Genomic DNA, 22,846 nt, shown 5'->3' with positions numbered 1-22,846 from the left:
CTCGATCACCGCTTGGTTGGGAGCACTGTGCCGAGCTGTTGCAGGTAGGCAACCAGAGCCTCGATTTCAAACTTGCCCTCGACTTCGTTGGCAGCGCTCTCAATCTGTTCGTCCGAGTAGGGTACACCCAATTGCTGGAACGCCTTGAGCTTGGTCGCGGTCTGTGTGTGATCGACTTTTTCGTCAAACAGCCAGGGATAGGCTGGCATGATGGACTCAGGCACGACACTGCGCGGATCATAGAGATGCATCCGTTGCCAGGCATCTGAATAGCGGCCGCCCACCCTTGCCAGGTCCGGACCGGTGCGCTTGGAGCCCCAGAGGAAGGGATGCTCGTAAACCGATTCCCCCGCCACTGAGTAATGACCGTAACGCTCGGTCTCGGCACGGAACGGCCGTATCATCTGGGTATGGCAGACGTGACAGCCTTCCCGGATGTAGATATCACGGCCTTCAAACTCCAGGGCTGTAAGCGGCTCCATTCCAGAAACTGGTTCATTCACGGATTTCTGAAAGAACAGGGGAACAACTTCGGCCAGAAAACCGCCACTGATAACCAGGAGGATCAGTACGATCATCACGCCAATATTTTTTTCGATAACTTCATGTTTCATATCATTTTCCCCTGTCAGGCCGCCTGGACCGCGCCGTCGTCAAGCGCAACCGCTTCTTTCTGACGAATGGTCATACGGACGTTGTAAGCCATCACCAACATGCCGGAAAGGAAGATCAGACCGCCAATCATGCGAACCAGGTACCCCGGCGCTGAAGCCTCCATGGACTCGACAAAGCTGTAAGTCAGGGTGCCGTCGTCATTTACAGCGCGCCACATGAGGCCCTGCATGATGCCGTTAACCCACATGGCAACGATATAGAGCACGGTGCCGATAGTGGCCAGCCAGAAGTGCAGGTTAATCATGGCTGTGCTGTACATGGCCTGAACGCCCCACAGCTTGGGGATCAAGTGATAAATGGCACCGATAGTGATCATGGCGACCCAGCCGAGAGCTCCTGAGTGGACATGACCGATGGTCCAGTCGGTGTTGTGGGATAGGGCATTGACGGTCTTGATGGCCATCATCGGTCCTTCGAAGGTGGACATGCCATAGAACGACAGGGATACCACCAGGAATCGGAGAATCGGATCGGTACGAAGCTTGTGCCAAGCACCGGACAGCGTCATCATCCCGTTGATCATGCCGCCCCAGCTTGGCGCCAGTAGGATCAGGGACATGACCATGCCTGCTGTCTGGGCCCAGTCCGGCAGTGCGCTGTAGTGGAGGTGGTGTCCGCCCGCCCAGACGTAGGTGGCAATCAGAGCCCAGAAATGGACGATGGACAGCCGATAGGAGTAAACCGGGCGATCAGCCTGTTTCGGCACGAAGTAGTACATCATGCCGAGGAAGCCGGCAGTCAGGAAGAAGCCTACGGCGTTATGGCCGTACCACCACTGCATCATGGCGTCGGTCACCCCGCTATATACGGAATAGGACTTGAAAGCTGCGACCGGAATCGCAAGGTTGTTGCCGATATGGAGAACCGCCACGGTAATAATGAAGGCGCCGTAGAACCAGTTCGCTACATAGATGTGCGGCGTCTTGCGCTTCATGATGGTGCCAAAGAACACCACAGCGTAGGTTACCCAGACCAGGGTTATCAGGATATCAATCGGCCACTCCAGCTCGGCGTATTCCTTGGTCGAAGTAAAGCCCTGGGGCAGGGTAATGACCGCTGCTACCAACACCAATTGCCAGCCCCAGAAGGTCAGCGAAGCCAGGCCATCGGAGAACAGACGCGCCTGGCAGGTACGCTGGACAACATAATAGGAGGTGGCAAACAGGGCGCTGCCGCCAAAACCGAAAATCACGGCATTGGTGTGCAGGGGGCGGAGTCTGCCAAAGTGGGTAAAGGGCAGGTCGAAATTGAGTGCGGGCCAGACCAGCTGCGCTGCGATGAGAACGCCCAGAGACATTCCCACGATACCCCATACGACCGTCATGATGGCAAATTGTCTTACCACCTTGTAGTTGTACGTAATACTTGGATTTACTGTGCTCATATGCCTTACCGATGGATTCTGAGTTGGAGAGGAAGCGGCCGCAAGTATGGAGAAATGATGGGTCATTTGCAATGACGCAGGTCAAGTCAGGATGCCGCTCAAATCAGTGACATGGCCGTGTTTCAAGCATCTATGAGTGACCGGGAAAGCCGCTCTTATCGTGCTTTTGACCGACCAAGAAATTGCTTACAACTGACGCTTATAAACGGCCTTTCGGAGGTTACCCTTGGGTGATTCGGATTACTGGATAGAGGGCTCAGCTAACACTGTGATTTTGCTGGCTCATGGGGCCGGCGCGCCGGCAGATTCAGGTTTCATGAATGAGCTTTCCGGGGCTCTGGTTAGCCAGGAGCTAAGCGTCTGGCGATTCGAGTTTGACTACATGAGGCGACGCAGGGAAACAGGTCGCCGCCAGCCGCCGCCCAGAATGGAGCGATTACTGGCAGAGTTGCGGGATCAGGTGTTGGCGGCTAACGAACGTGTTGGCCCAGGCTGCCGGTTGCTGGTGGCAGGCAAATCCATGGGCGGAAGGGTTGCAAGCCTGCTCGCGGCTGAAGCCGATGCCGACCGGCTGGCCGCGGCAGCGATCTGTTTTGGTTACCCTTTTCACCCGCCTGCCAAACCCGACCGCTGGCGGACCGGCCACCTCGCTGCAGCCAGAATCCCGGTCTGCATCCTGCAGGGCACCAGAGACCCCTTCGGAAAGCCGGCGGAAGTCAGGCAGCAGCCCCCGCTGGGCCCAAAGGTTGAACTGAACTGGATTGAGGGTGGTAACCATGATTTCCAACCTCTGAAATCACAGGGGCTGGCTCAACGGGACCTGATCAGGGACGCGGCCCGGCTTGCTGCGGAGTTTTCACAACGCAATTTGAGGTAGATCAATCATCTTGCTCAATTGCTTCAACCGCCACCTCGACCCTGTTGCGACCCAGTGCCTTGGCCTGGTAGAGCGCATCATCGGCTCTGGCGAATAACGAGTTCTCGTTTTCGCCCGCCTCAAGCACAGCGACACCGGCACTAAGTGATATACGAGTAATCTGCCCATCAGGTGTGGCCAAGGGCAGGCTCGCCATATCCGCCAGGATGCGCTGGGCTACCCGTTCGGCCCCTGTTACGTCCGTATTCGGCAGAATCAGGGCAAACTCCTCGCCGCCAAAACGGGTGGCTGTGTCCCTGGGGCGCCGCACATGCCGTGTCAGAACTTCGGCTATTTTTTGCAGGCACTGGTCGCCAAAACCGTGGCCCCAGGTATCATTGACGACCTTAAAGTGGTCCGCATCAAGCAGTATCATGGCCAGGGGTTGTCCGGTGCGGCGGGATTCTGCGCACATATCAGAAAGCGTGGTGTCCAGGTAGCGTCGGTTGTGAAGGCCGGTCAGGCTGTCGTGGGTACTGATTTCCGCCAGCTGACGATTGGCCCGCTCCAGTTCCCGCATGGTGTCCCGCAGTTGGGAGGTGCGTTCGTGGACTTTCAGTTCAAGCTCATGCTTGGCATCATGCTCCGCCGCAAGCAGTCTGTCGTTGAGCATGCGCCAGCGCTGCACCATGGCATAGTTGAGCAGCAGGACCTGGCCAGCAAAGGCGCCCTGCATCAGGACTTCGTGGGCCATGAAGTCTCCCAGATGTCCGAATGCAGCCATTGCGTATAGGCCGGTACCGACCAGCACCAGAGTCCAGGACAGAACATACCACTTGGCCGGAGAATAGCCCTGGCGCCAACGCACAATACCGATCATCAGCAGGCTGGTTATAACGATCAGGCCGAAAAGCGTGTTGAGAACAATGGCATCGGCATAGGGCAACACCACAGCCAACCCGAACAACAGCACGCTGCTGATGGCGAATACTTTCAAAATCAGCGAAACTCGGCGCTGGTTCGTGTCGATTTCAAGGAAGGAGCGGCCGAAAAGCACCATTGAGAGGGCTGCCAGTGCCTCTGACATGGGTATTGCCGCATTTGCGAGCCAGGGGCTGGTAGGCCAAAGATACTGGAACGCAAAGCCTCCCATGGCAAAGAGGAACAGCCCCGTCGAAATCATATAAAAGCTGTTGTAGAAGTAGTAGCTGCGGCCGGAACTGAGGAATAACAGCAGATTGAATACGGAAAAGATCAATAAGGAGCCATAGAAAAAGCCGTTGGTCAGCGTGTTGTGGTTGCTCTGGCTGATCAATTCGCCAGGTTCCTTTAAAAACAGCGGTACATTGATCGCCCCGGAGCTTTCGATACGCAGAGTAATGGTCTTGCTTTCCCCGGCCTCCAGGGCGACTGGGGCGAGGAAGTGACGGTAATCTACCGCGCGGGTCGAAAATTCGGTCCTGTCGCCGGTTTCTATCAGGCTCTGACTGCTATCGCCACTGATCCAGATTGCCAGGTGGTCAACGGGAGCATAGCTGAGTTCCAGGTACCATAGTCCGGCTCGCCGGGACGGGTTATGGACCGAAAGGCTGAACCAGAAGGTGGACGGGGAGTTGGCGAACACGAGTTCCTTGCCCGAGGTGGACCGCCATAGCACCTGGTCATTCAGCTCAGATGGTGTTTCTGCAATAGCAGCCTCTGAACCGTCAGGCGCGACTGCAAAGCAGATATAGTTGATCAGCCGTTCCCGGGCTTGGGGGTCGTTAACAGGCAGGCTGGGTCCCGAACGACTGCTTTCACCTGGCATGCAGGGCACGTAGTCAGCTGCTGACTCGGACAGAACCCCATGACTTGTTCCGGTCGCCAGAAAATACAGGAGAACTAGAGCGATGCAACGTGCATACAACCGCATGAAAAAGCGTCCGTTCGGTGCGAAGCCCGCAAGTGTAGCCGAAGCGCTCACTCGGGGCTGTTAAACAGTTATAAATATAGCGAAGGTAGATAATGAACCAACTGGTCGTGTTTTGCCGTTCGGGATTTGAAACCGAATGTGGTCGTGAGGTTACAGACAGGGCGGCTCAAAAAGGGGTCTATGGCTATTTCCAGGCCTCTCCCGCGGCCGGCTACATACGGTTTGTACTGTCTGGACCCGACTCCGCTTTCGACCTGATGGCGAAGCTTCAACTGGACGAGCTGGTCTTTGCACGGGACTGGTTTGCATGGCTTGCCGACCTGGAACTGCCCCCATCGGATCGGGTCGGAGCAGTGCTTGCAGTTCTGAAGCAGGCGGGACCCCGGCTTCCGGCATGCAGCCGGGTCGAAGTCCGTATACCGGAAGCGAATAATGACCACGACCTTGGCAACTTCAGTCGGAAGTGGGTCGCGCCCCTGTCCCGTGCCCTGCGGGAAACCGGTCTGCTGTCAGCCGGTGATTCTTCAGCAGATCAGAACCGCCTCGAAATCCTGCTGCCGGACTTCAGCACGGCCGTTCTGGGCGTAAGCCGGAAGGACAACCGCTCGCCCTTTGAAGGCGGTATACCGAGACTGAAACTGCCGGCAGATGCGCCGAGCCGTTCAGCTCTCAAGCTGGCGGAGGCGTGGAAAGTGTTCCTGCCGCCTGAGCGCAGGCTGGAGGTGCTGGGCGGGGGCAAGCGGGCGGTTGACCTTGGTGCCGCTCCAGGAGGCTGGACATCCCAACTGGTGCGCCAGGGGATGCTGGTCATTGCCGTCGACAACGGCCCCATGGATCCGGAGTTGATGGCCAGCGGGCATGTTGAGCATGTGGAGGCCGATGGCTTCCGGTGGCGTCCCCGCCGGGCCGTGGACTGGCTGGTCTGCGATATCATTGACCAGCCCGCCAAGACGTCAACCCTGATCGCAGGCTGGTTCGCTGACCGGCTGTGCCGGTACAGTATTTTCAACCTCAAGCTGCCCATGAAGAAGCGCTACGATGAGTGGCTAAGCTGCAAAGCCCTGATTGAACAGGCGCTTGAGAGCGCCGGGATCCGGTACCACTTGAAGGCGCGGCACCTCTATCACGACCGCGAGGAGATTACCTGTTTTCTGGAACGCCTGGACTGATCAGCTCTGCATCATGACCGTTATACGCTCGTCTTGGTCCATCATGGGCTTCAGTTCGTTCAGCAATTGTCTGCGCACAGGCGATTGATACCAGCGCTCCCAGTCGGCTACAGAACGCCAGTTACACAGGGTCAGGCGGTGATTTGGATCGTCGGCATTCACCAGGGTTTCACCTGACACAAACCCTGAGGCGCCAATGGCCTGCCGGAGAACACTCCGGGAGCGTTCCTCATAGGCTTTCTCAAGTGTTTCTGCAATGTGGCGCTCAATTAAAACTCGAATCACGGATCACCTCTTTACGATGGCTGGCTTATTCTGTTTCCGATAATTTAGCATGGCCCTGCAAGTTTCGACAGGCGTCTGAGTCTGCCATAATTGCGCCAGACCAACGGCTTAGGCCGCCACAGGAGTCAGTTATGAGTCAGCCTTACGACCTGGAACTGGATGCCCGGGGGCTTTTCTGCCCGGAGCCGGTCATGATGCTACACAACCGTATAACTGAGGTGCCTGAAGGCAGGGTGTTGCGGGTATCGGCGACGGATCCTTCCACCACCAGAGATATCCTGCGGTTCTGCGACTTCCTCGGCCATGAGCTGGTTGCCCAGCAACACACCGAAACGGAGTACGTATACTACATCCGTCGCGGCGGTTAGCGTAGATCAAGGAAGGTATCCGAGGGCTTGCGGGTCAGTAGCCCAAGGCCGCTCGGGTTTCCGTCAGGTGGGCGAGAAACTGGGCCCTGTCCATCTCGCCAAGCACCCGAAAGGCGCCGTCTTCGGCGCCGGCCGCGTCATAGAACAGAATGGCCGGCGGGCCGAAAAGCCCCAGATCATCCAGGAAGGCCTGCTGTGCCGGAGTGTTGTCGGTCAGATCAATCTGCAGAAGCCGTAAGGGCTCAAGCGCTTCGATAACATCCGGCTTGCTGAACACCTGCCGCTCCATGACCTTGCAGCTGATACACCAGTCGGCATAGAAATCCAGCATGACCGGCTGGCCCTGAGATCGGGCCTCTGCCAGCGCCCTGCGGATCGCGTCGGGCTCCTTAAAACGCTGAAATTCGGCATGGGTCTGAGCTGCCGCTCCGGTCCGGTCAGTAGACCGGACCAACGGGTCGAGCGGGCGCAAGGGATCGGTTGCCCCGGCTAGCGCGCCAACCAGAAGGGCCAGGGCATAGGCAGAAAATATCAGACCAAGCCCTTTCCAGGTCCTGGGCCAGCCGGGCCGGGCAGAGTCGAAAGCACCCAGCTGCACGCCAGTGATGCCAACCAGGGTTGCCCATAACGTCATGGCCACCCAGGGAGGAACCAGACGCTCAATCAGCCAGATCGCAACCGCGAGCAGCATGACGCCATAAAATGCCTTTACAATGTTCATCCAGGCTCCGGATGTGGGCAATACCCTTCGGCCCGCCACGGCAACCGCAATGAGCGGAATACCCATGCCAAGGCCCAGGGCGAACAGCGCAACGCCCCCCACGAGAGCGTCCTGGGTGGTGGAAATATACAACAGACTGCCGGCCAGGGGCGCCGTGACACAGGGCGATACGATCAGCGCTGACAGCGCACCAATCAGGAATACACTCACCAGCCGGCCACCAGTCAGGGTCTGGCTGGCGTTACTGATGCGGTCTCGCAAGAAAGCTGGCATCTGGAGGTCATACACATTGAACATCGCCAGAGCGAATGCCACGAACAGGGCAGCGAAGGTTCCCAGCACCCAGGGTGACTGGAGATGGGCCTGAAGGTTGAAACTTGCACCCAAAAGACCTGTGATCACTCCGGCTGCGGCATAGGTCAGGGCCATGCCCAGCACATAGCTGCTGGCCAGGAGTAGGGCATGGCCGCTACTGCGTGTGTTGCGGCTTGACACAAGGGACGAGATGATCGGGATCATCGGTAACACGCAGGGCGTAAATGTTAGGCCAAGACCGAGGGCCACGAACACCAGCGCGACCAGCCACAGTGACTGCTCGGAAAGAAAGCCCGCAAGCCCTGTTGCCGAGCTTGTGTCTGCACCAGCCCCTGCACTGGAGAGGGAGGGAGCAGAGGTGCCATTGGCTAATGAACCGGTACCTCCATCATTATTGCCAGGGTAGAAAAGTACTTCCCGGGTTTGAGGCGGGTAGCAAAGGCCGGCGTTGGCGCAGCCCTGGTAAGTGACGGTCAGTTCCGCCTCCTGCATTCCCGCCGGGAGCTCAACGGGCACTGTCGCTGTTACCGGGTCATAGAATACCGTGACCTCACCAAAGAACTCGTCCTCGGTGGCTGTGCCCGGGCTGGAGAACGCCGGCTGGCCCACGGTAACGTCGGCATGCTTTGCTTCAACGCTGACCCTGCCTTTATAAAGGTAGTGGTCCGGCGCCACATTCCAGAAAAGTTCGACCCCGGATGCGGTCGTGGTGTAGCTGAAAGGGAGGGCTTCATCTACGGGCAAAAACTCAGTGTCATTGCTGCCAAAAAAAGAACTCTGGGCAAAGACCGCCCCTGGCGCCAACAACCCGACAACCGTGAGAGTCTGTAACAGTACGCCTACGACAGTTGCGATAAAGGCCGCCGAAAATACCGGATAAGGCTGGCTAATCAATGGCATGGTTCCATCTTGTAAGGGAGTTTCACAACCTGGGCACAAAGCCCGGGATGGCGCTGTCAGGTATTCTTATTGCCTCTGGTTTCCGCTCTGGCGTGAACACATCGACAACCCTGGCACGGAAAAGTTCCTGCTGGCATTGCAAGCGCTAAAGTCGCACAATAGCGGTCGCATGAAACACCACGCGAACGATCTTATCATGCTGTTTAATGACCTGTTTCGGGAAACCGACCGAACCCTGTTGGTCAGTGGCGGCGAAGAGCCTGAGTATATCCCTGCCCGGACACCGGACGGGCTGGCGCAGGTCGTGTTCGCCCATGACTACTACGCCAGTGCCCTTCACGAAATAAGCCACTGGTGTATAGCCGGAGCCCAGCGTCGAAAGCTCAATGACTATGGCTACTGGTATTGTCCTGATGGACGCAATGCTGAGCAACAGATGGCGTTCGAAAAGGTCGAAGTAAAGCCGCAGGCACTGGAGTGGCTTTTTTCTGTAGCCGCAGGTTCGGGCTTTCATGTCAGCGTGGACAATCTAACCGGTAGCGGCAGTGATGAAGAGAATTTCCGGAACAAAGTGTGGGCCCAGACTCAGGTTTACCTCAAAAATGGGCTTCCCGACAGGGCGGACAGGTTCTACCGCACACTTTTAGCCTTTTATGAGAGGCAGGCGCTTGTTGCAGAGGCATGGTCTTCTGAACAACGTTTCAATGACCTTAACCCCGGCCCAAACTATGAATGTTGATATCAGTTCGGACACAGCATCAGATGCTGAAATGTCCGCGGAAAATTCTGAGACAGAGAGTACACGTATGCAAGCCAAATCCCATGAGCAACCATCGGCGCCAGAATCGTCAGGGGATGCCCGGGCAGTGGACCAAACGCTTGATTCGGACCAGACACACGGCGAACGCTCCGAGGAGCTGCCGGTAGTGCAGGGTAAAATAAGGTTTGTTGATCTGGGACTCGACTCGCGGCTCGAGAGTGCTATTGCTGATATCGGGTTTGAGTACTGCACGCCGATCCAGGGCGAAACCCTGCCTTTCACCCTTGCTGGAAAGGATCTTATTGGTCAGGCCCAGACCGGAACCGGCAAAACCGCCGCCTTCCTGATAAATGCCATACAGCGCATGCTTGAGCATCCCATCCCCGCTGAGGACCGGTTTGCCTCAGAGCCAAGGGTACTTGCCCTTGCGCCCACCCGTGAACTGGCGATGCAGATTGCCAAGGACGCAGAACAGCTGTGCGGCTATACCGGCCATAATGTGGTCACGGTTGTGGGCGGCATGAACTATGACAAGCAACGGGACCAGTTGCAGAACGAGGTGGTTGATATCCTGGTCGCAACGCCCGGCCGCCTGATCGATTTTCTGGGCTCCCAGGATGTATTCCTGGATCAGTTGGATCTGCTGATTCTCGACGAAGCCGACCGCATGCTGGACATGGGCTTCATTCCGGACGTCAAGCGCATTATCCGCAAGTGCACGCCCAAGGAAGACCGGCAGACCCTGCTGTTCAGTGCCACGTTCAACCAGGATGTGCTTAACCTGGCATCCATGTGGACCCAGGGCGCTGAATTCGTTGAAGTTGAGCCGGAGCAGAAAACCGCAGAACGGGTCAAACAGACGGTCTATTTCGTGGGGGGCGACGAGAAACTCACGGTATTGGTGAATTATCTCCAGCGCAGGAACGTCGACAAGGCCCTCGTGTTTGCCAACCGCCGTGACCAGTGCCGGGACCTTGATGAAGACCTCCGCAATCAGGGCATCAAGGTCGCCCTGATGTCGGGGGAGATCGCCCAGAACAGGCGAATCAAGACACTGGACCAGTTCAAGCGGGGCGATATACAGGTGCTGGTGGCTACAGATGTTGCCGGCCGCGGTATTCATGTGGATGGGGTAAGCCACGTGTTCAACTATAACCTGCCTGACAGTGCCGAAGATTATGTCCACCGTATCGGACGGACCGGGCGGGCAGGCCAGGAGGGGGTGTCGGTGAGTTTCGCCAGTGAGGACGACGCATTCTCGCTGCCGGCTATCGAGTCCTATATCGGCCAGAAGCTCACTTCGTCGGTGCCGGAGGAAGAACTCATGACACCCCTGGCCAAGCCACCGATTACCCGCCGGCGCACGACCCGAAGACCCCCAGCCGGGCGTGGCCAGCGCCCGCGCAGAAACTGAGCAGCGAGTTGCTTCCTATGGTTATCGTGGCTGATGAGAATATCCCGCTGCTGGATTCGTTTTTTGACGAAATTGGTGCGATACGCCGGGTGTCCGGGCGGGAGCTTACCGCCGCAGAGGTCAGGGACGCTGACGTCCTGCTGGTCAGGTCGGTTACCCAGGTTGACGAAGCCCTGCTGAGAGGCAGTCGGGTCAAGTTCGTGGGCACGGCCACCATCGGCACGGATCATGTGGACCAGCGCTGGCTGCAAGAGCAGGGTATCAGGTTTGCCTGCGCCCCTGGCTGCAACGCCAACAGCGTAGTTGAATACGTGCTCAGTGTACTTTCGCTTCATGCTGAACGTCTTGATATCAAAGACTGGACCGACCTGAGTGTCGGGATCGTCGGTGCCGGCAACGTTGGCGGTGCCCTGTGGCGAACGCTTTCCCGTTTGGGCATTACCGTGCGGGTGTGTGATCCGTTCCGGGAGTCCGAGGAAGACAGTGATGACTTCGGCTCGCTTGACCAGGCTCTTGGCTGCGATGTGGTTTCCCTTCACACGCCCTTGACCCATACCGGTGGCCATCCTACCTACCACATGCTTGATCGTCAGCGTCTGGCGGGTATGAATGAAAATCAGCTATTGATCAATACCAGCCGCGGCGAGGTGATTGATTGCGATGCTCTGCTAGATAGGCTCCAGGCAAGCCATGCACCAACTGTGGTGCTGGACGTCTGGGAGCATGAGCCGGAAATCAACCCCCGGCTTGCTCAGGGTGTCTGGCTGGCGACCCCGCACATCGCGGGTTATAGCCTGGAAGGCAAGGTCCAGGGCACGGAAGTAATCTACCAGGCGTTGAGCCGGTTTCTCGGTTTGCCAGCCCGAAAACAGAGTGGCCAGTTTCTTCCGGAGCCGCCATTGAGCAAGCTTGCGTTCACCCGTTCGGCCCAGGCCCGTGACGCCGCCGATACCGCTATTCGAGCTTGCTATGATCCCCGTCGCGATGACGCGCGTTTGCGCCGCACGCTCCGACTTCCAGCCGAGGAGCGGGGCGCGGCGTTTGATCGGCTAAGGCGTGACTATCCGGTGCGCCGAGAGTTTTCCAGTGTCAAAATCCAGCTCAAGGGAACCAGTCGCTCCCTACAGGATCAGTTCAGAGTGTTGGGGTTCAAACTCAAGCTCTAGAATTTGACCCCGCCAGAGGCGGGGTGGCTTAAGCTGGCCGCTGGAGCGCCAGGGTCGTCACGCACCAGGCTTGCCTAAACGGAGCGGGTCAGGATGCGCGCCGGGCCGGCTTTGCCGCATCATTGGAATTGGAAGCGAGCGCCTCCAGGGATTGCTGAACCATTGTGTCTGTAATGGGCACTTCGCGGCCGTCTGATAACACCACCGCTGCTCCATTCATCCACGGCTCGGAACTCTGTGTCTGTTGTAGCATGTTCTGGTCCTTCGTCATGGGTGACTCTCTCTGTCAGCTTTCTGCAATCTTTCTCTACTAACGTTTTCTTAGTCGAAGCTGTTCAAGTCAAAAATTTGCTATTCCTTGATGCTTCCCAAGGCTACAGAACAATTGTGTCTGAAATATGACGCCAAGTCTGTGGTTTTCTTCCCACTCTGCCACGTGCGGTCCTGCTTCGACTCTTCCGGGCGCTTTGATCGCCCGGAAGGTTGTCTCAGGCTCTCTCAGGCGATGGACGATGCTTCCAGTGCGGCAATGCGGCGATCAAGGGGAGGGTGAGTCATGAACAGGGCCGACAGGCCGGTACGGCTGCCACGGTTGATGCCGAAGGCTTCCAGGTTGTCGGGCATCTGGTTCGGAATCTCGGTTTCTTTTTTCAGGCGCATCAGGGCGCTGACCATTGCGCCCCGACTGGCCAGCTCGGCACCGGCAATGTCGGCGCGAAATTCACGTTTGCGGGAGAACCAGGCCACAATTGTGCTGGCAAGTATGCCAAGAATAATCTGAGCTACGATGCTGACCACAAAAAAGCCGGGTCCGTGGCCGCCCTCGTTCTTGAAAACGGCCCTGTCCACCACGGAGCCAATAATTCGCGAGGCGAAAATGACAAAGGTGTTAATGACTCCCTGTATGAGAGCAAGGGTAACCATATCACCATTGGCCACGTGACCAATCTCGTGACCCAGGACGGCCCGAATCTCTTCCTTGTCGAATCGTTGCAGCATGCCCTCACTTACCGCAACCAGCGAATCATTTCGGTTCCAGCCCGTAGCGAACGCGTTCGCCTGTGTGGCGGGAAATACCGCCACTTCCGGCATGCCGACTCCGGCTTTCTTGGCAAGTTCCCTGACGGTATCCACAAGCCATTGCTCGGAGGCCGTACGTGGCTGCTTGATTACCTTGGCTTTGGTGCTCCATTTTGCCATCGGCTTCGATATGAGCAGGGAAACGAACGCTCCGGCAAAGCCGAAGACAGCGGCGAAGATCAGCAGTGACTGGTACTGAATGCCATTTTGGGCCAGATAGCTGTCGACCCCCAGCAGCTGCAACGTAATGCCCGCTACCAGGATAACCGCGATGTTTGTGGCCAGGAACAACAGAATACGCATGGACGAAACCCTTCTTGAGACCAGCCCGGCTTGGGCGCTTTCATTTAATGGCTTTATTGGGTTTTCCGCCAGAGGCTTCAAGCGGCTTACGTCAAATTAATTCAGAGGCAGGGATACAGGATGGGCTGACATCACTCACTGAAGAAGGTTGATCGTACCACCTGGCTGATACGCGCTGAGCTCCGGCTGCGAATAGCCTCGCGAAACAGATAGATGTGGCTGGAAAATTCCTCTCGGATGGTTGGTGGGGCCTGGGCGGCCGCCTCCAGCGCTTGGGGAGACGCCGCCTTGACAACGGCATCGCTGGCCGGAGCACTCAGGCGCACGAAAGCTGCCTGGGTCAGTACTGCCTGATCCATCGCATCTTGTCGGATGGTGTCAATATAACGAATGAGGCCCTCCTCCGCTAACCACAGAAGAGCGCCGAAACAGGCCATATGCCTTCGGCTGTGGAGACCGAATTCATCAGTCTCGTCTGGGCCGGCGATGTCCTCGACAAACAGATTTATGCGCCTGGGGAAGGCTGAATAAAGTTGGACCAGGGCCACTGCCGCGTCTTTATAGAACTCTTCAATGTGAATGTCTGCCACAGTGGACTCCCTACTGCTGATAGGCGGAGAGAAAATGGGCCAGACGTTTTATCGCGTCCTCCAGAACGTCTTCCCGTGGTAGGAACACGACCCGAAGATGTTGTTTGTCGTCGATATTGAAGGCCGACCCCTGAACCAGGAGAATTTTCTCCTGCACCAGAAGGTCCAGCACCAGCCGCTCATCGTTATGGATGGGAAACCGCTTGGGGTCAAGTTTCGGAAAGAGGTAGAGGGCGCCCTTGGGCTTTACACAGGAAACGCCCGGGATGTCGTTCAATAGCGACCAGGCGGTTTCCCTTTGTTCGTACAGGCGCCCCCCGGGGGCTACCAGATCCTTGATGGACTGGTAACCCCCTAGTGCGGTCTGGATAGCCAGTTGCGCTGGTACGTTGGCGCACAGCCGCATGGAGGCAAGCATGTCGATGCCTTCAATAAGATCCCGGGCCTTGTGTTTGGCGCCACTGATGATCATCCAGCCTGACCGGTAGCCGGCAGCCCGATAATTTTTCGACAGCCCGTTGAAGGTAAAGAACAGTACATCATCGGCAAGGGAAGCGGTGGAGACATGTTCGACGCCATCATAGAGAATCTTGTCGTAGATTTCGTCGGACAGAATGATCAGGTTGTGCTGCCGGGCCAGCTCAATGACCTGTTCCAGCAGCTCCTTCGGGTAGACCGCCCCTGTCGGGTTGTTGGGATTGATCAGGACGACCGCCCGGGTACGGGAGGTGATCTTGCTTTTCATGTCATCGATGTCCGGATACCACTCCTGCTGCTCATCACAGCGGTAGTGCACCGGCTTGCCGCTGGACAGGGTTACCGCCGCCGTCCATAGCGGGTAGTCGGGCGCGGGAATGAGGACTTCGTCGCCGGTATTCAGGAGGGCCTGCATCGACATGACGATCATTTCACTGACGCCGTTGCCGAGGTAGATGTCGTCGATGTCGACCTTGTCTATACCGCGCTGCTGACAGTAATGCATGACTGCCTTGCGCGCCGAGAACAGCCCCTTGGATTCCACGTAACCCTGTGCCGACGGCATGTTGTATATGACGTCCTGCTGGATTTCCTCTGGAACGTCCAGTTCAAATGCTGCAGGGTTGCCTATGTTGAGCTTGAGTACGCGGTGGCCTTCCTCCTCCAGTCTTCTCGCCTCCCGCAGAACCACGCCGCGGATTTCATAACACACATTATCCAGCTTGGCGGACTTCTTGTAGTTCTGCATAAACAGCGACTTCCTGAATCAAGGGACCAAACCGCCATTCTAGCGGAGCGGCAGGCGGGGGCAACAGCCCAATTGCGATGAATTGTGATGAAAAATGGCACGGAATCGGGAATTTAGGATGCCAGGCGTGAAAATTTGTGATAATAAGTTGTGCACAATATAATTGGTAAAAATCAAATAAGGAGAGGTTCATGTCTGCTGCCATGCTTTATGATATCGACGTCACGAGCATCAACGGTGAGAACCAGAGTCTGGGCGACTATCAGGGCAAGATTCTCCTGATCGTCAACACGGCAAGCAAATGCGGGTTTACACCCCAGTTTGAAGGTCTGCAGGCACTGTATTCCAGTCTGAAAGACAGAGGCTTTGAGGTCCTTGGGTTTCCCTGTAACCAGTTTATGAATCAGGACCCTGGTGATAACGAGAAAATCAGTCAGTTCTGCAGTCTGAACTACGGTGTCGACTTCCCCATGTTTGCCAAAATCGAGGTGAACGGACCCCACACCCACCCCCTTTACGGTTTCCTGAAAGCCGAGGCCAAAGGCCTTATGGGTTCGGAAAAAATCAAATGGAACTTTACCAAGTTCCTGGTCAATCGTGATGGCCAGGTAGTTCGGCGCTACCCGCCCACGGCGAAGCCGGAGTCCATCCGTGCGGATATCGAGAAGCTGCTCTAGATCGTGGAAAGTTCAGATGTCCTGGCCCTGGACAACCAGGTCTGTTTTGCCCTTTACGCCGCCAATCGTGCGGTGACGGCACGCTATCGGCCACTTCTGGCGGAACTGGGACTGACCTATCCGCAGTACTTGGTGATGCTCGTACTCTGGGAAGGTGCCGACGGCGGCCAGGTTCGGGTAACGGATATCGGGGAACGCCTGAGGCTGGATTCAGGTACGCTTACGCCCTTGCTCAAGCGATTGGAGCAGGGTGGTCTGGTTGAGCGCAGACGCAGCACCGAGGATGAGCGTTCCGTGATTGTCACACTCACCGAAAAAGGCCAAACGCTTCAGAACCAGGCCCGGCAGATACCCGCTAGGCTTCTTTGCGACAGCGGTGTCGAGCCTGAGAAAATTGCCGCCTTGCGGGATGAGCTCCGGGCTCTTCTCAGCCGTCTTGAGGACGCCTGAGGGTCCAGCGTTCGATAACATTCTTCAGGTCCTGGCGGTCGTAGGGTTTGGTAATATAATCGCTCATTCCCGCAGCCAGGCAGGCGTCCTTGTCCCCCTGCATCACATTGGCAGTTACGGCAATAACAGGCAGATGCTGCCAGGCAGGATTGGAGCGGATGCGGCGCGTTGCCTCATAACCATCCATAACCGGCATCTGGCAGTCCATCAGGACCGCTGCATAGTGGTTCTTGTTGAGCGCGTTGAGCGCACGTTCTCCGTTTTCCGCCAGATCTACTTCGTACCCCAGCTTCCTCAGCAGACCACCGGCCACAATCTGGTTAACCCGATTGTCTTCCACCAGCAGCAAACGCTGGGCAGGACGCCCGAGCCTTGCGGGCGTCATCACTGGTTGCAGTTGAAGCTGGTCTTCGCTGGCGCCCGCCGCTTTGTTCAGACAGCGATAGAGTTGGTACCTTCGCACTGGCAGCGCCAGTCGCTGCCACAGGGGGTTGAAGTCTGTGGACACATGGGTGTCGAATACAATGACCTGGTCCGAAGGCCAGGTCTGCGCAACCGACAGGGCCTCTGGATCATTGGGGTCAATAATGAGCAGCGGCGTTTCTGAGGCCTCGCCGGCGGGAAGGTCATAACCCTCTTCTACAAAGAAGCCCCAGGCTTTGAGCTGACGTTCAACGGAATGCCGGTGAGGATGGTTGTGGGGAACCAGAAGCCTGACACCACGGGCAGCCAGGGAAGGGGATGGCCGCTCGCCGCTCTGTGACTCGTGCTGTGCTTTGGGCAACGGCAGCGTGACAGTGAAGCGGGTACCACGGTGCTCCTCCGACTCTACGGAAATCTGGCCGTGCATCCTTTCTACCAGTTGCCGGCAAAGTGTAAGCCCGAGACCGGTGCCGCCATAACGGCGGGTAGTATCGGTGTCGGCCTGGGCGAAAGGTGAAAAGATCTTGCCAAGGCTCTGGGGCGACATGCCAATGCCTGTATCGGTAACGTCCAGTCGCAGGTCCGAACCCACTTGGCGAACGCTAACGCGGACTTCACCCTGGTCGGTGAACTTGATGGCATTGCCTATCAGGTTATTAATGATCTGCCGGGCACGGGTGGGGTCGCCAATAAACTTCTCGGGCAGGGTAGGCTCGATATCGGCAACCACCTCAATATTTTCACGGCGGGCCTTCTGCGCATGCAGGGTCGTGCACTCTTCCACCAGGCTGCGCATGTCGAACGGAATGGCTTCAAGGTTCAGCTTGCCGGCCTCGACCTTCGAGATGTCAAGGATGTCGTTAAGCAGGCCGAGAAGGCTCTGACCGGCGTTCAGGGCGATTTCCAGACGGTTTCGCTGAGCGGGGTCGAGGTCGCCCTCCAAAGTCAGACCCAGCATACCCAGAACGCCGTTCAGCGGTGTCCGGATTTCATGGCTCATACTGGCAAGGAAGTTGGCCCGGGAGCGGGCGCGGCGAACCGCGTCCTCCTTGGCACGGATGAGGGCACGGTTACCCCGCTGCAGGGCGAGGTTCTTGTCTGAGATCTCACGGGTGCGGTCCTCTACTTCACGCTCCAGTTTGACCGAGTAGTTCTTCAGCTCGCCTTCCGCTACCCGCAGTTTGTCCAAACTGGCATCAATGGTATCCAGGTGCTGGTTAATGATCCTCACCATCAGGCCGATCTCATCTTCATCATGAGTCGCCGGCACAGGCAGGCGAGCCTTTTCAGGCTCATTCGGGGATACCTCGCGCAGGCCCTCAATCACCCTGAGCATAGGCTTGGTCAGAACGAAATAGAACGCGAACAGCAGCAGGGCCGATAGCACCAAACTCTTGATGATGCCGCTAACGATAGTGTACGCGGCTCGATTGAGAAAGTCGGTGCCGTAGTGGTAGGTGTCTATGTTGACAGCCAGCTCGCCCAAAGGGATCTCGACCAGTTGCGGCACGCGCAGATCCTGGGAATAGAAACGCTCCGATCCGAACAGCAGGTCACTGAGCCAGCGATACCTGGATTCGTTATGGGAGCGACTGGCGGCGGCAAGAGTTCGATCTTCCGGGTCGACAATCCGTGCGTCCACGATGGCGGGATGTTTCAGTAACCCTGTCAGTAGTTCTTCAGCCAGTCGGGCATCAATATTGTAGGCGATCTGCGACGCAGGGCTGTGGCTGATTTCCATCAGTGCCTGGATGTCTTGGTCCATGGCCTCGCTGGCATGGAAAAAGTCGAGGCTGACCTGAATAATATTCAGAAGCAGACCGAGGACCATGGCCAGCAACACGGTGTTGCGGGTAAGCCTGAAGGAAAGCCGTTTCTGAAAAGGTGAATTCACGGCCTGTTACATCCTTGTGGGCAGTGCGAAGACGTTCGTGGCCAGAACGGTCGAGGTTAGTCGTCGTAATCCGCTTTCTTTTTCCATTCATCTTCGTGAAGGAAGCTGTCCCATTCCTTGTCGATACGATGCTGTTTTTCCGCCGGTTCAGTTGTACCACCGTTGGCCAGGGAAGCTTCGAGCTCCTTGATGCGGGTGCGGAAACTCTTGACCGCTTTCGCCGCCAGGGGATTGTCCGGCGATTTGCCCATTTCGGTGCTGGCCAGATGATAGGCGTGGATCGCCTTGCGAAGCTCATTTTGACGGATGTAGTCGCGAGCCTGGAATACATGCATGTCGGCATGGGTCTTGTGGATCAGAAAAAGCACATGCTTGAGGTTCTTCTTGGCTGTCGGCGTGTCAATGCGACCGCTCTTATGCAGGGCCTCGATCATTTTGAACAGGCTTTGCAACAGTTCCTTCACATAAGCCGACTTTTCAGGGGAATCGATCTTGGTCGGCGCCCGCTCGTCGGTGTTTTCGGTGACCTGCTGTTTTAAAGTCTGCGCCTCAGACCGCCACTGGGCTACCGGAAGATCCGACTTGAGGCCGCCCAGATCCCGGCAGATCTCTTCAATGCGATTGACCAGCAGCATTTTCAGCTCCCGGGTCAGGTACTGTCCGGGAATATCGGTTAACAGTCGATGGGTCCGGTTATAGGCGTCCTGCAGAGCCGTGACGCGGCGGGCTCTTTCGATTTTCGCACGTTCACGCATCTGACTGACGACAATTGCCGCGATCGAGATAAAAACAATGCCCGCGAAAAAGATGACTACCGTTGTGGTATCCATTCGGTCTGATGCTACCTCGGCTTGGTGTCCCATCCCGGAGACTGGAATTGTTGTGGCAACTACTCGAAAGATTAGCAGAAAACCTGCATCTTATCCGGTTTGGAGTGTTAAGGATTGCAACAGAAACAGCGTATTTGAGCGTCTTTATTCAAGCGACTGAATGCCATTTTTATAAGCACGGAAAATTGCTAAAGTGAGTTCCATTGATTACATGAATATCGGGTGCGCGCCAGAACGATTGGTCAATCGCGAGCCCGTCGACAATCAGGTAGAAGCGAATGGATATTTCCCGGGTTGACCTCAATCTGCTGGTCTATCTCGACGTTCTCTTGCGGGAAAAGAACGTAACCAAGGCCGCCACTCACCTGGGTATTACCCAGCCTGCTATGAGTAACGGCCTGCGACGGCTCAGGAACCTCTTTGGCGACCCGCTCCTGGTCCGCACCAGCGAGGGGATGACGCCGACCGAGCGGGCGTCGGAATTACAGCCACTGGTACGCAGTATTCTTTCGAGTATTGAGCAGGCGGTTCAGGAAAAGACCCCTTTCTCAGCGTTTGAGAGTCAGCGGGTGTTCCGCATTATGGCCAGTGACTATGCAGAGTCCTGCCTTATGCCCCGTGTACTCAGGCGTATTCGACAGGAAGCGCCCCACGTCACCCTGGATGTGCTGACGCCCAGCGATGTGAGTTTTCTGGACGTCGAGCAGGGCCGCCTTGATATGGCCATCAACCGCTTCGACAAGATACCCCAGTCGTTCCACCAGAAGACTCTGTGGACCGAGTACTTCGCCTGCCTGATGAATGCACGCAATCCCATATTGCGGCAGCCCTTCACCCTGGATACCTACCTGGACGCCAGTCATATATGGGTCAGCAAGACAGGATTCGGGGTAGGGGTGGGGGTAAATCCTAAAGATGTGCAGCGGCTGGGGTGGGTTGACGAAGCTCTGTCCAGAATGGGCCGCAAGCGTCAGATATCCGTCTTCACGAGGCATTACCAGGTCGCCATGCTGTTGGCGGAGCAGCATGACCTGATCGCCACCCTGCCCAGCCGGGCAGCCTGGCTCCAGAAGGACAACCCCGGGCTGGTGGTTAAGGTGCCACCTTTTGACATTCCGCCATTCGAACTCAAGATGGCCTGGAGCCCGCTTTTGCAGCACAACTCGGATCATCAGTGGCTGCGGCGCCTGATTGTGGAAGTAGCAGAGGAAGTAGACACAGAGTTTGCGCCTTTCGGGGCACAGTTCGAAGCTTCCGAGGCGCAGGTTCTCAGCAGTTCAGAGCGGTAAATCCCGTAGTTCCCGGGACGGGCGGGCGGTATCCCACATGCGCTGGAAGACATCATTGAGGCGCTTGACGTGGCCCCGGTCGGCAAATTTGGCCAGGCCTTCAGGTTTGTCGAATCGGTGTCGGTAAATCAGGCCCTCCCGGTCCGCCAGCATAAACGGGTGTTCCTCGGCGGGATAATCGCTGTGAACCAGTCTTAGCTCAATCTTGCTGGGCAGCCGCCGCATCAGTTCCACCAGCAGATGGCGCTTCTTTACTAGGGGCTTGTCGTCGTGTATGAGGATGCGGACTTCGCTGAGCCGATGCCGGCGTGCCAGCGCAGAAATCATCTCCCTGAGCCTGATCTGGCCGTATAGCTCGTGATCGAGGTGCCGGTCATAAATCCATAAACGCTGCTGGGCCTGGCCTGCAAGCGAATCGATCAGCATCCGCAAGTTGTCTTCGTGCTCGAACAGCCAGGCCTGATCATCCTCGCCTAACAGGAGGGGTCGTGTCCGGTCGCTGTCCCACTGGTTGACCAGCAGTCCGGGACCAAGACACCGCATATCCACATGCTCTATGCCAGCATCGTCGTAAGGGGCAGAGCAGACATGGAAGCCCGCACGCTGGTAGAAGGGGATAGCCGCAACCTGGGCAGACAGGCATATCTCATCGAAGTCAGCGGAAGCCTCAGCTATCAGATGCCGAAGTAGCTCTTGGCCGTAGCCCAGGCCCCGGTATGGCTTCAGGACCGCCATACGGCCAATCCGGATGGTATCGGTGACCGACGGATAAAGCCGTGCCACCGCTACCGGCGTATTGTTGGCGTCCAGAGCCAGAAAATGATCCGCAATCTCATCAGTGTCATCCCACTCAAGGTCCGGCGGAACCCGCTGCTCATCAATAAAAACGGCGGCCCGGATCTCCTTGATAGCCTGGGGTGCCAGTTGCCAGCTGTACTTGCGAAATCGAAGGCTCATGGGGTTTCATTCCTTCAGTGGTCCGGTTCCGGTGCGCCTGGGGCTCGGGTCATTCAAAGTAGAGATGACCGAGATTGACCAGCTTGCAGAGCAGTTCCGCCAGCGCGGCGTCCTCTGCCAGACGGGCAATATCCGGACCGGACAACACATTGGACCGGCACAGTACCGGCGCCAGGGCGCGGGCATCTCCTCTCAGGATGAATTGCTCACCATCCACGAACAGCGCTGTACTGTCATCAAACTCATGATAAGCGAAGCGCGAACCCTCGTTCCAGCGCAGATCGCCTCCTTCTCCCATAAGCTGCATCAGGCCAGTGGGTGTGACCTGGGTATCGGCTGGCACGATGACATCAGTGTTCTTGGGCGCAGTGGCAAACTGACCGAACCATAGGGTGAGTTGGCGAGTATCACCGAGCCGACTGGTAATGACTTCCTGCAGCCGGGCAATGGCGTCTGGCGGAATGGCGCCGGGATTATCAGGGAGTTTGAGATCCGGGTCCCCCAGGTGAGCATTGGCACCCGGTTGCAGGCACAGGAAATCCGAGAACCCGGTCAGTACGTCATCGACCGTTGGGGCTCTGAAGCCCACGGATAACGTAATGCAGTCATCCAGCGCAACGCCGTGGTGGCCGATGGACGGAGGCAGGTAAAGCATGTCCCCGGGAGCAAGGGTCACGGTTTGTGACCCTTGCCAGCCTTTCAGTATGCGCAGCGGCGTGCCTTCAACACGGGCAGACGCTTCATCGCACTGGCCGCCAAATGACCACTGCCGGTGCCCTTCGGCCTGCAGCAGGAACACATCATACTGATCATAGTGGGGGCCGACGCTGCCTCCGGGGGGCGCATAGCTGGCCATAACATCATCAAGCCGCCAGTTGGGAATAAACCGGAAATGTTCAAGCAGATCGGCGGCGGCAGGCACCCAATGGTCCAGGCCCTGTACCAGCAGGGTCCAGTGTGTTTCTGGCAGTTGCTCGAACTGTTCGGCTGGAAAGGGGCCATTCTTCAGCTGCCATGGGCTGCCATTATCGTTTTCAATGACGATGCGTGACTCGACAGTGTCCTCGCAGGCGAGCCCCGCCAGTTCGTCGGCACTGACCGGGCTCTGGAACCCCGGAAAGGCCTGACGGATGACAAGGGGCTTTTTCTGCCAGTAGTGCGCCAGGAATTCATCAGCCGGGAAACCGCCAGGAAGTCTCATGA

At 57.1% G+C, this 22,846-nt stretch carries 22 protein-coding genes; 9 read left to right on the top strand and 13 right to left on the bottom strand.

Annotation, left to right across the window (positions count from 1 at the left end; translation table 11 throughout):
• Window positions 1-5: 5 nt before the first annotated feature.
• Window positions 6-614 carry a cytochrome-c oxidase, cbb3-type subunit II gene (gene ccoO / locus G7W63_RS07315; protein ID WP_166255447.1) on the bottom strand — a complete coding sequence of 203 codons (609 nt, stop codon included), beginning with the start codon at window positions 612-614 and terminating at the stop codon, window positions 6-8.
• A 14-nt stretch (window positions 615-628) separates the two neighbouring features.
• The gene (ccoN, locus tag G7W63_RS07310; protein WP_166255444.1) at window positions 629-2,059 is read right to left on the bottom strand and encodes a cytochrome-c oxidase, cbb3-type subunit I; all 1,431 of its coding nucleotides are present in this window, start codon (window positions 2,057-2,059) and stop codon (window positions 629-631) included.
• Between the two features lie 226 nt (window positions 2,060-2,285).
• On the opposite strand from ccoN, the gene G7W63_RS07305 reads away from it, so the two are divergent.
• Window positions 2,286-2,936 (top strand): alpha/beta family hydrolase, encoded by a 651-nt coding sequence (locus G7W63_RS07305; protein ID WP_242634346.1) that lies wholly within the window; start codon window positions 2,286-2,288, stop codon window positions 2,934-2,936.
• Between the two features lies 1 nt (window position 2,937).
• On the opposite strand, the gene G7W63_RS07300 is transcribed toward G7W63_RS07305, so the two are convergent.
• On the bottom strand, window positions 2,938-4,827 hold the full coding sequence (locus G7W63_RS07300) for a sensor domain-containing diguanylate cyclase (protein WP_166255441.1): 1,890 nt from the start codon (window positions 4,825-4,827) through the stop codon (window positions 2,938-2,940).
• A gap of 92 nt (window positions 4,828-4,919) precedes the next feature.
• On the opposite strand from G7W63_RS07300, the gene rlmM reads away from it, so the two are divergent.
• Window positions 4,920-5,996: a 23S rRNA (cytidine(2498)-2'-O)-methyltransferase RlmM gene (rlmM, locus tag G7W63_RS07295; protein WP_166255438.1), complete on the top strand. Its 1,077-nt coding sequence runs from the start codon at window positions 4,920-4,922 to the stop codon at window positions 5,994-5,996.
• Here rlmM and G7W63_RS07290 read toward each other — a convergent pair whose 3' ends face one another.
• Window positions 5,997-6,281, bottom strand: coding sequence for an antibiotic biosynthesis monooxygenase family protein (locus tag G7W63_RS07290; RefSeq protein WP_166255435.1), 285 nt, complete (start codon window positions 6,279-6,281; stop codon window positions 5,997-5,999).
• A gap of 131 nt (window positions 6,282-6,412) precedes the next feature.
• On the opposite strand from G7W63_RS07290, the gene tusA reads away from it, so the two are divergent.
• Window positions 6,413-6,649 carry a sulfurtransferase TusA gene (tusA, locus tag G7W63_RS07285; protein ID WP_166255432.1) on the top strand — a complete coding sequence of 79 codons (237 nt, stop codon included), beginning with the start codon at window positions 6,413-6,415 and terminating at the stop codon, window positions 6,647-6,649.
• Window positions 6,650-6,683: 34 nt separating this feature from the next.
• Here the strand turns inward: tusA and dsbD are convergent, their stop codons facing one another.
• Window positions 6,684-8,585 carry a protein-disulfide reductase DsbD gene (gene dsbD, locus G7W63_RS07280; RefSeq protein WP_166255429.1) on the bottom strand — a complete coding sequence of 634 codons (1,902 nt, stop codon included), beginning with the start codon at window positions 8,583-8,585 and terminating at the stop codon, window positions 6,684-6,686.
• Between the two features lie 169 nt (window positions 8,586-8,754).
• Here dsbD and G7W63_RS07275 point away from each other — a divergent pair, with 169 nt between their 5' ends.
• The 3 genes from G7W63_RS07275 to pdxB are packed head-to-tail and all read left to right on the top strand — an operon-like array spanning window position 8,755 to window position 11,925.
• Window positions 8,755-9,324, top strand: coding sequence for an elongation factor P hydroxylase (locus G7W63_RS07275; protein ID WP_166255426.1), 570 nt, complete (start codon window positions 8,755-8,757; stop codon window positions 9,322-9,324).
• A 31-nt stretch (window positions 9,325-9,355) separates the two neighbouring features.
• On the top strand, window positions 9,356-10,759 hold the full coding sequence (locus G7W63_RS07270) for a DEAD/DEAH box helicase (RefSeq protein ID WP_423202279.1): 1,404 nt from the start codon (window positions 9,356-9,358) through the stop codon (window positions 10,757-10,759).
• A 17-nt stretch (window positions 10,760-10,776) separates the two neighbouring features.
• Window positions 10,777-11,925: a 4-phosphoerythronate dehydrogenase PdxB gene (gene pdxB / locus G7W63_RS07265; protein WP_166255420.1), complete on the top strand. Its 1,149-nt coding sequence runs from the start codon at window positions 10,777-10,779 to the stop codon at window positions 11,923-11,925.
• 88 nt (window positions 11,926-12,013) lie between these two features.
• Here pdxB and G7W63_RS07260 read toward each other — a convergent pair whose 3' ends face one another.
• From G7W63_RS07260 to G7W63_RS07245, 4 genes are all read right to left on the bottom strand, one after another.
• Window positions 12,014-12,178, bottom strand: a complete 165-nt coding sequence (locus G7W63_RS07260; RefSeq protein WP_166255417.1) for a PA1571 family protein — start codon at window positions 12,176-12,178, stop codon at window positions 12,014-12,016.
• A 245-nt stretch (window positions 12,179-12,423) separates the two neighbouring features.
• Window positions 12,424-13,308, bottom strand: coding sequence for a protease HtpX (gene htpX, locus G7W63_RS07255; RefSeq protein WP_166255414.1), 885 nt, complete (start codon window positions 13,306-13,308; stop codon window positions 12,424-12,426).
• A 131-nt stretch (window positions 13,309-13,439) separates the two neighbouring features.
• Window positions 13,440-13,898, bottom strand: a complete 459-nt coding sequence (locus G7W63_RS07250; protein WP_166255411.1) for a hypothetical protein — start codon at window positions 13,896-13,898, stop codon at window positions 13,440-13,442.
• 10 nt (window positions 13,899-13,908) lie between these two features.
• Window positions 13,909-15,123 (bottom strand): pyridoxal phosphate-dependent aminotransferase, encoded by a 1,215-nt coding sequence (locus G7W63_RS07245; protein ID WP_166255408.1) that lies wholly within the window; start codon window positions 15,121-15,123, stop codon window positions 13,909-13,911.
• Between the two features lie 191 nt (window positions 15,124-15,314).
• On the opposite strand from G7W63_RS07245, the gene G7W63_RS07240 reads away from it, so the two are divergent.
• Both G7W63_RS07240 and G7W63_RS07235 read left to right on the top strand, forming a co-directional pair.
• Window positions 15,315-15,800 carry a glutathione peroxidase gene (locus tag G7W63_RS07240; RefSeq protein WP_166255405.1) on the top strand — a complete coding sequence of 162 codons (486 nt, stop codon included), beginning with the start codon at window positions 15,315-15,317 and terminating at the stop codon, window positions 15,798-15,800.
• On the top strand, window positions 15,801-16,250 hold the full coding sequence (locus G7W63_RS07235; protein ID WP_166255732.1) for a MarR family winged helix-turn-helix transcriptional regulator: 450 nt from the start codon (window positions 15,801-15,803) through the stop codon (window positions 16,248-16,250).
• Here G7W63_RS07235 and G7W63_RS07230 read toward each other — a convergent pair.
• Together G7W63_RS07230 and G7W63_RS07225 are read right to left on the bottom strand one after the other, a co-directional pair.
• The gene (locus G7W63_RS07230) at window positions 16,228-18,567 is read right to left on the bottom strand and encodes a hybrid sensor histidine kinase/response regulator (RefSeq protein ID WP_166255402.1); all 2,340 of its coding nucleotides are present in this window, start codon (window positions 18,565-18,567) and stop codon (window positions 16,228-16,230) included. The genes G7W63_RS07235 and G7W63_RS07230 overlap by 23 nt on opposite strands.
• Before the next feature lie 56 nt (window positions 18,568-18,623).
• Window positions 18,624-19,397, bottom strand: coding sequence for a hypothetical protein (locus G7W63_RS07225; RefSeq protein WP_166255399.1), 774 nt, complete (start codon window positions 19,395-19,397; stop codon window positions 18,624-18,626).
• A gap of 278 nt (window positions 19,398-19,675) precedes the next feature.
• Here G7W63_RS07225 and G7W63_RS07220 point away from each other — a divergent pair, with 278 nt between their 5' ends.
• Window positions 19,676-20,686, top strand: a complete 1,011-nt coding sequence (locus G7W63_RS07220; RefSeq protein WP_166255396.1) for a LysR family transcriptional regulator — start codon at window positions 19,676-19,678, stop codon at window positions 20,684-20,686.
• On the opposite strand, the gene G7W63_RS07215 is transcribed toward G7W63_RS07220, so the two are convergent.
• Both G7W63_RS07215 and G7W63_RS07210 read right to left on the bottom strand, forming a co-directional pair.
• A complete protein-coding gene (locus G7W63_RS07215) occupies window positions 20,675-21,643 on the bottom strand; it encodes a GNAT family N-acetyltransferase (RefSeq protein WP_166255393.1) in 969 nt (322 codons plus the stop codon). The two genes, G7W63_RS07220 and G7W63_RS07215, sit on opposite strands and share 12 nt — an antisense overlap.
• A gap of 49 nt (window positions 21,644-21,692) precedes the next feature.
• A complete protein-coding gene (locus tag G7W63_RS07210) occupies window positions 21,693-22,844 on the bottom strand; it encodes a cupin domain-containing protein (protein ID WP_166255390.1) in 1,152 nt (383 codons plus the stop codon).
• Between the last annotated feature and the right edge of the window lie 2 nt (window positions 22,845-22,846).

Origin of the sequence: Marinobacter salicampi, assembly GCF_011074795.1 — a bacterium.
Classification (GTDB): domain Bacteria; phylum Pseudomonadota; class Gammaproteobacteria; order Pseudomonadales; family Oleiphilaceae; genus Marinobacter; species Marinobacter salicampi.
The sequence above is the reverse complement of the archived record's forward strand: the minus strand, read 5'-3'. Positions and strand labels throughout refer to the sequence as shown.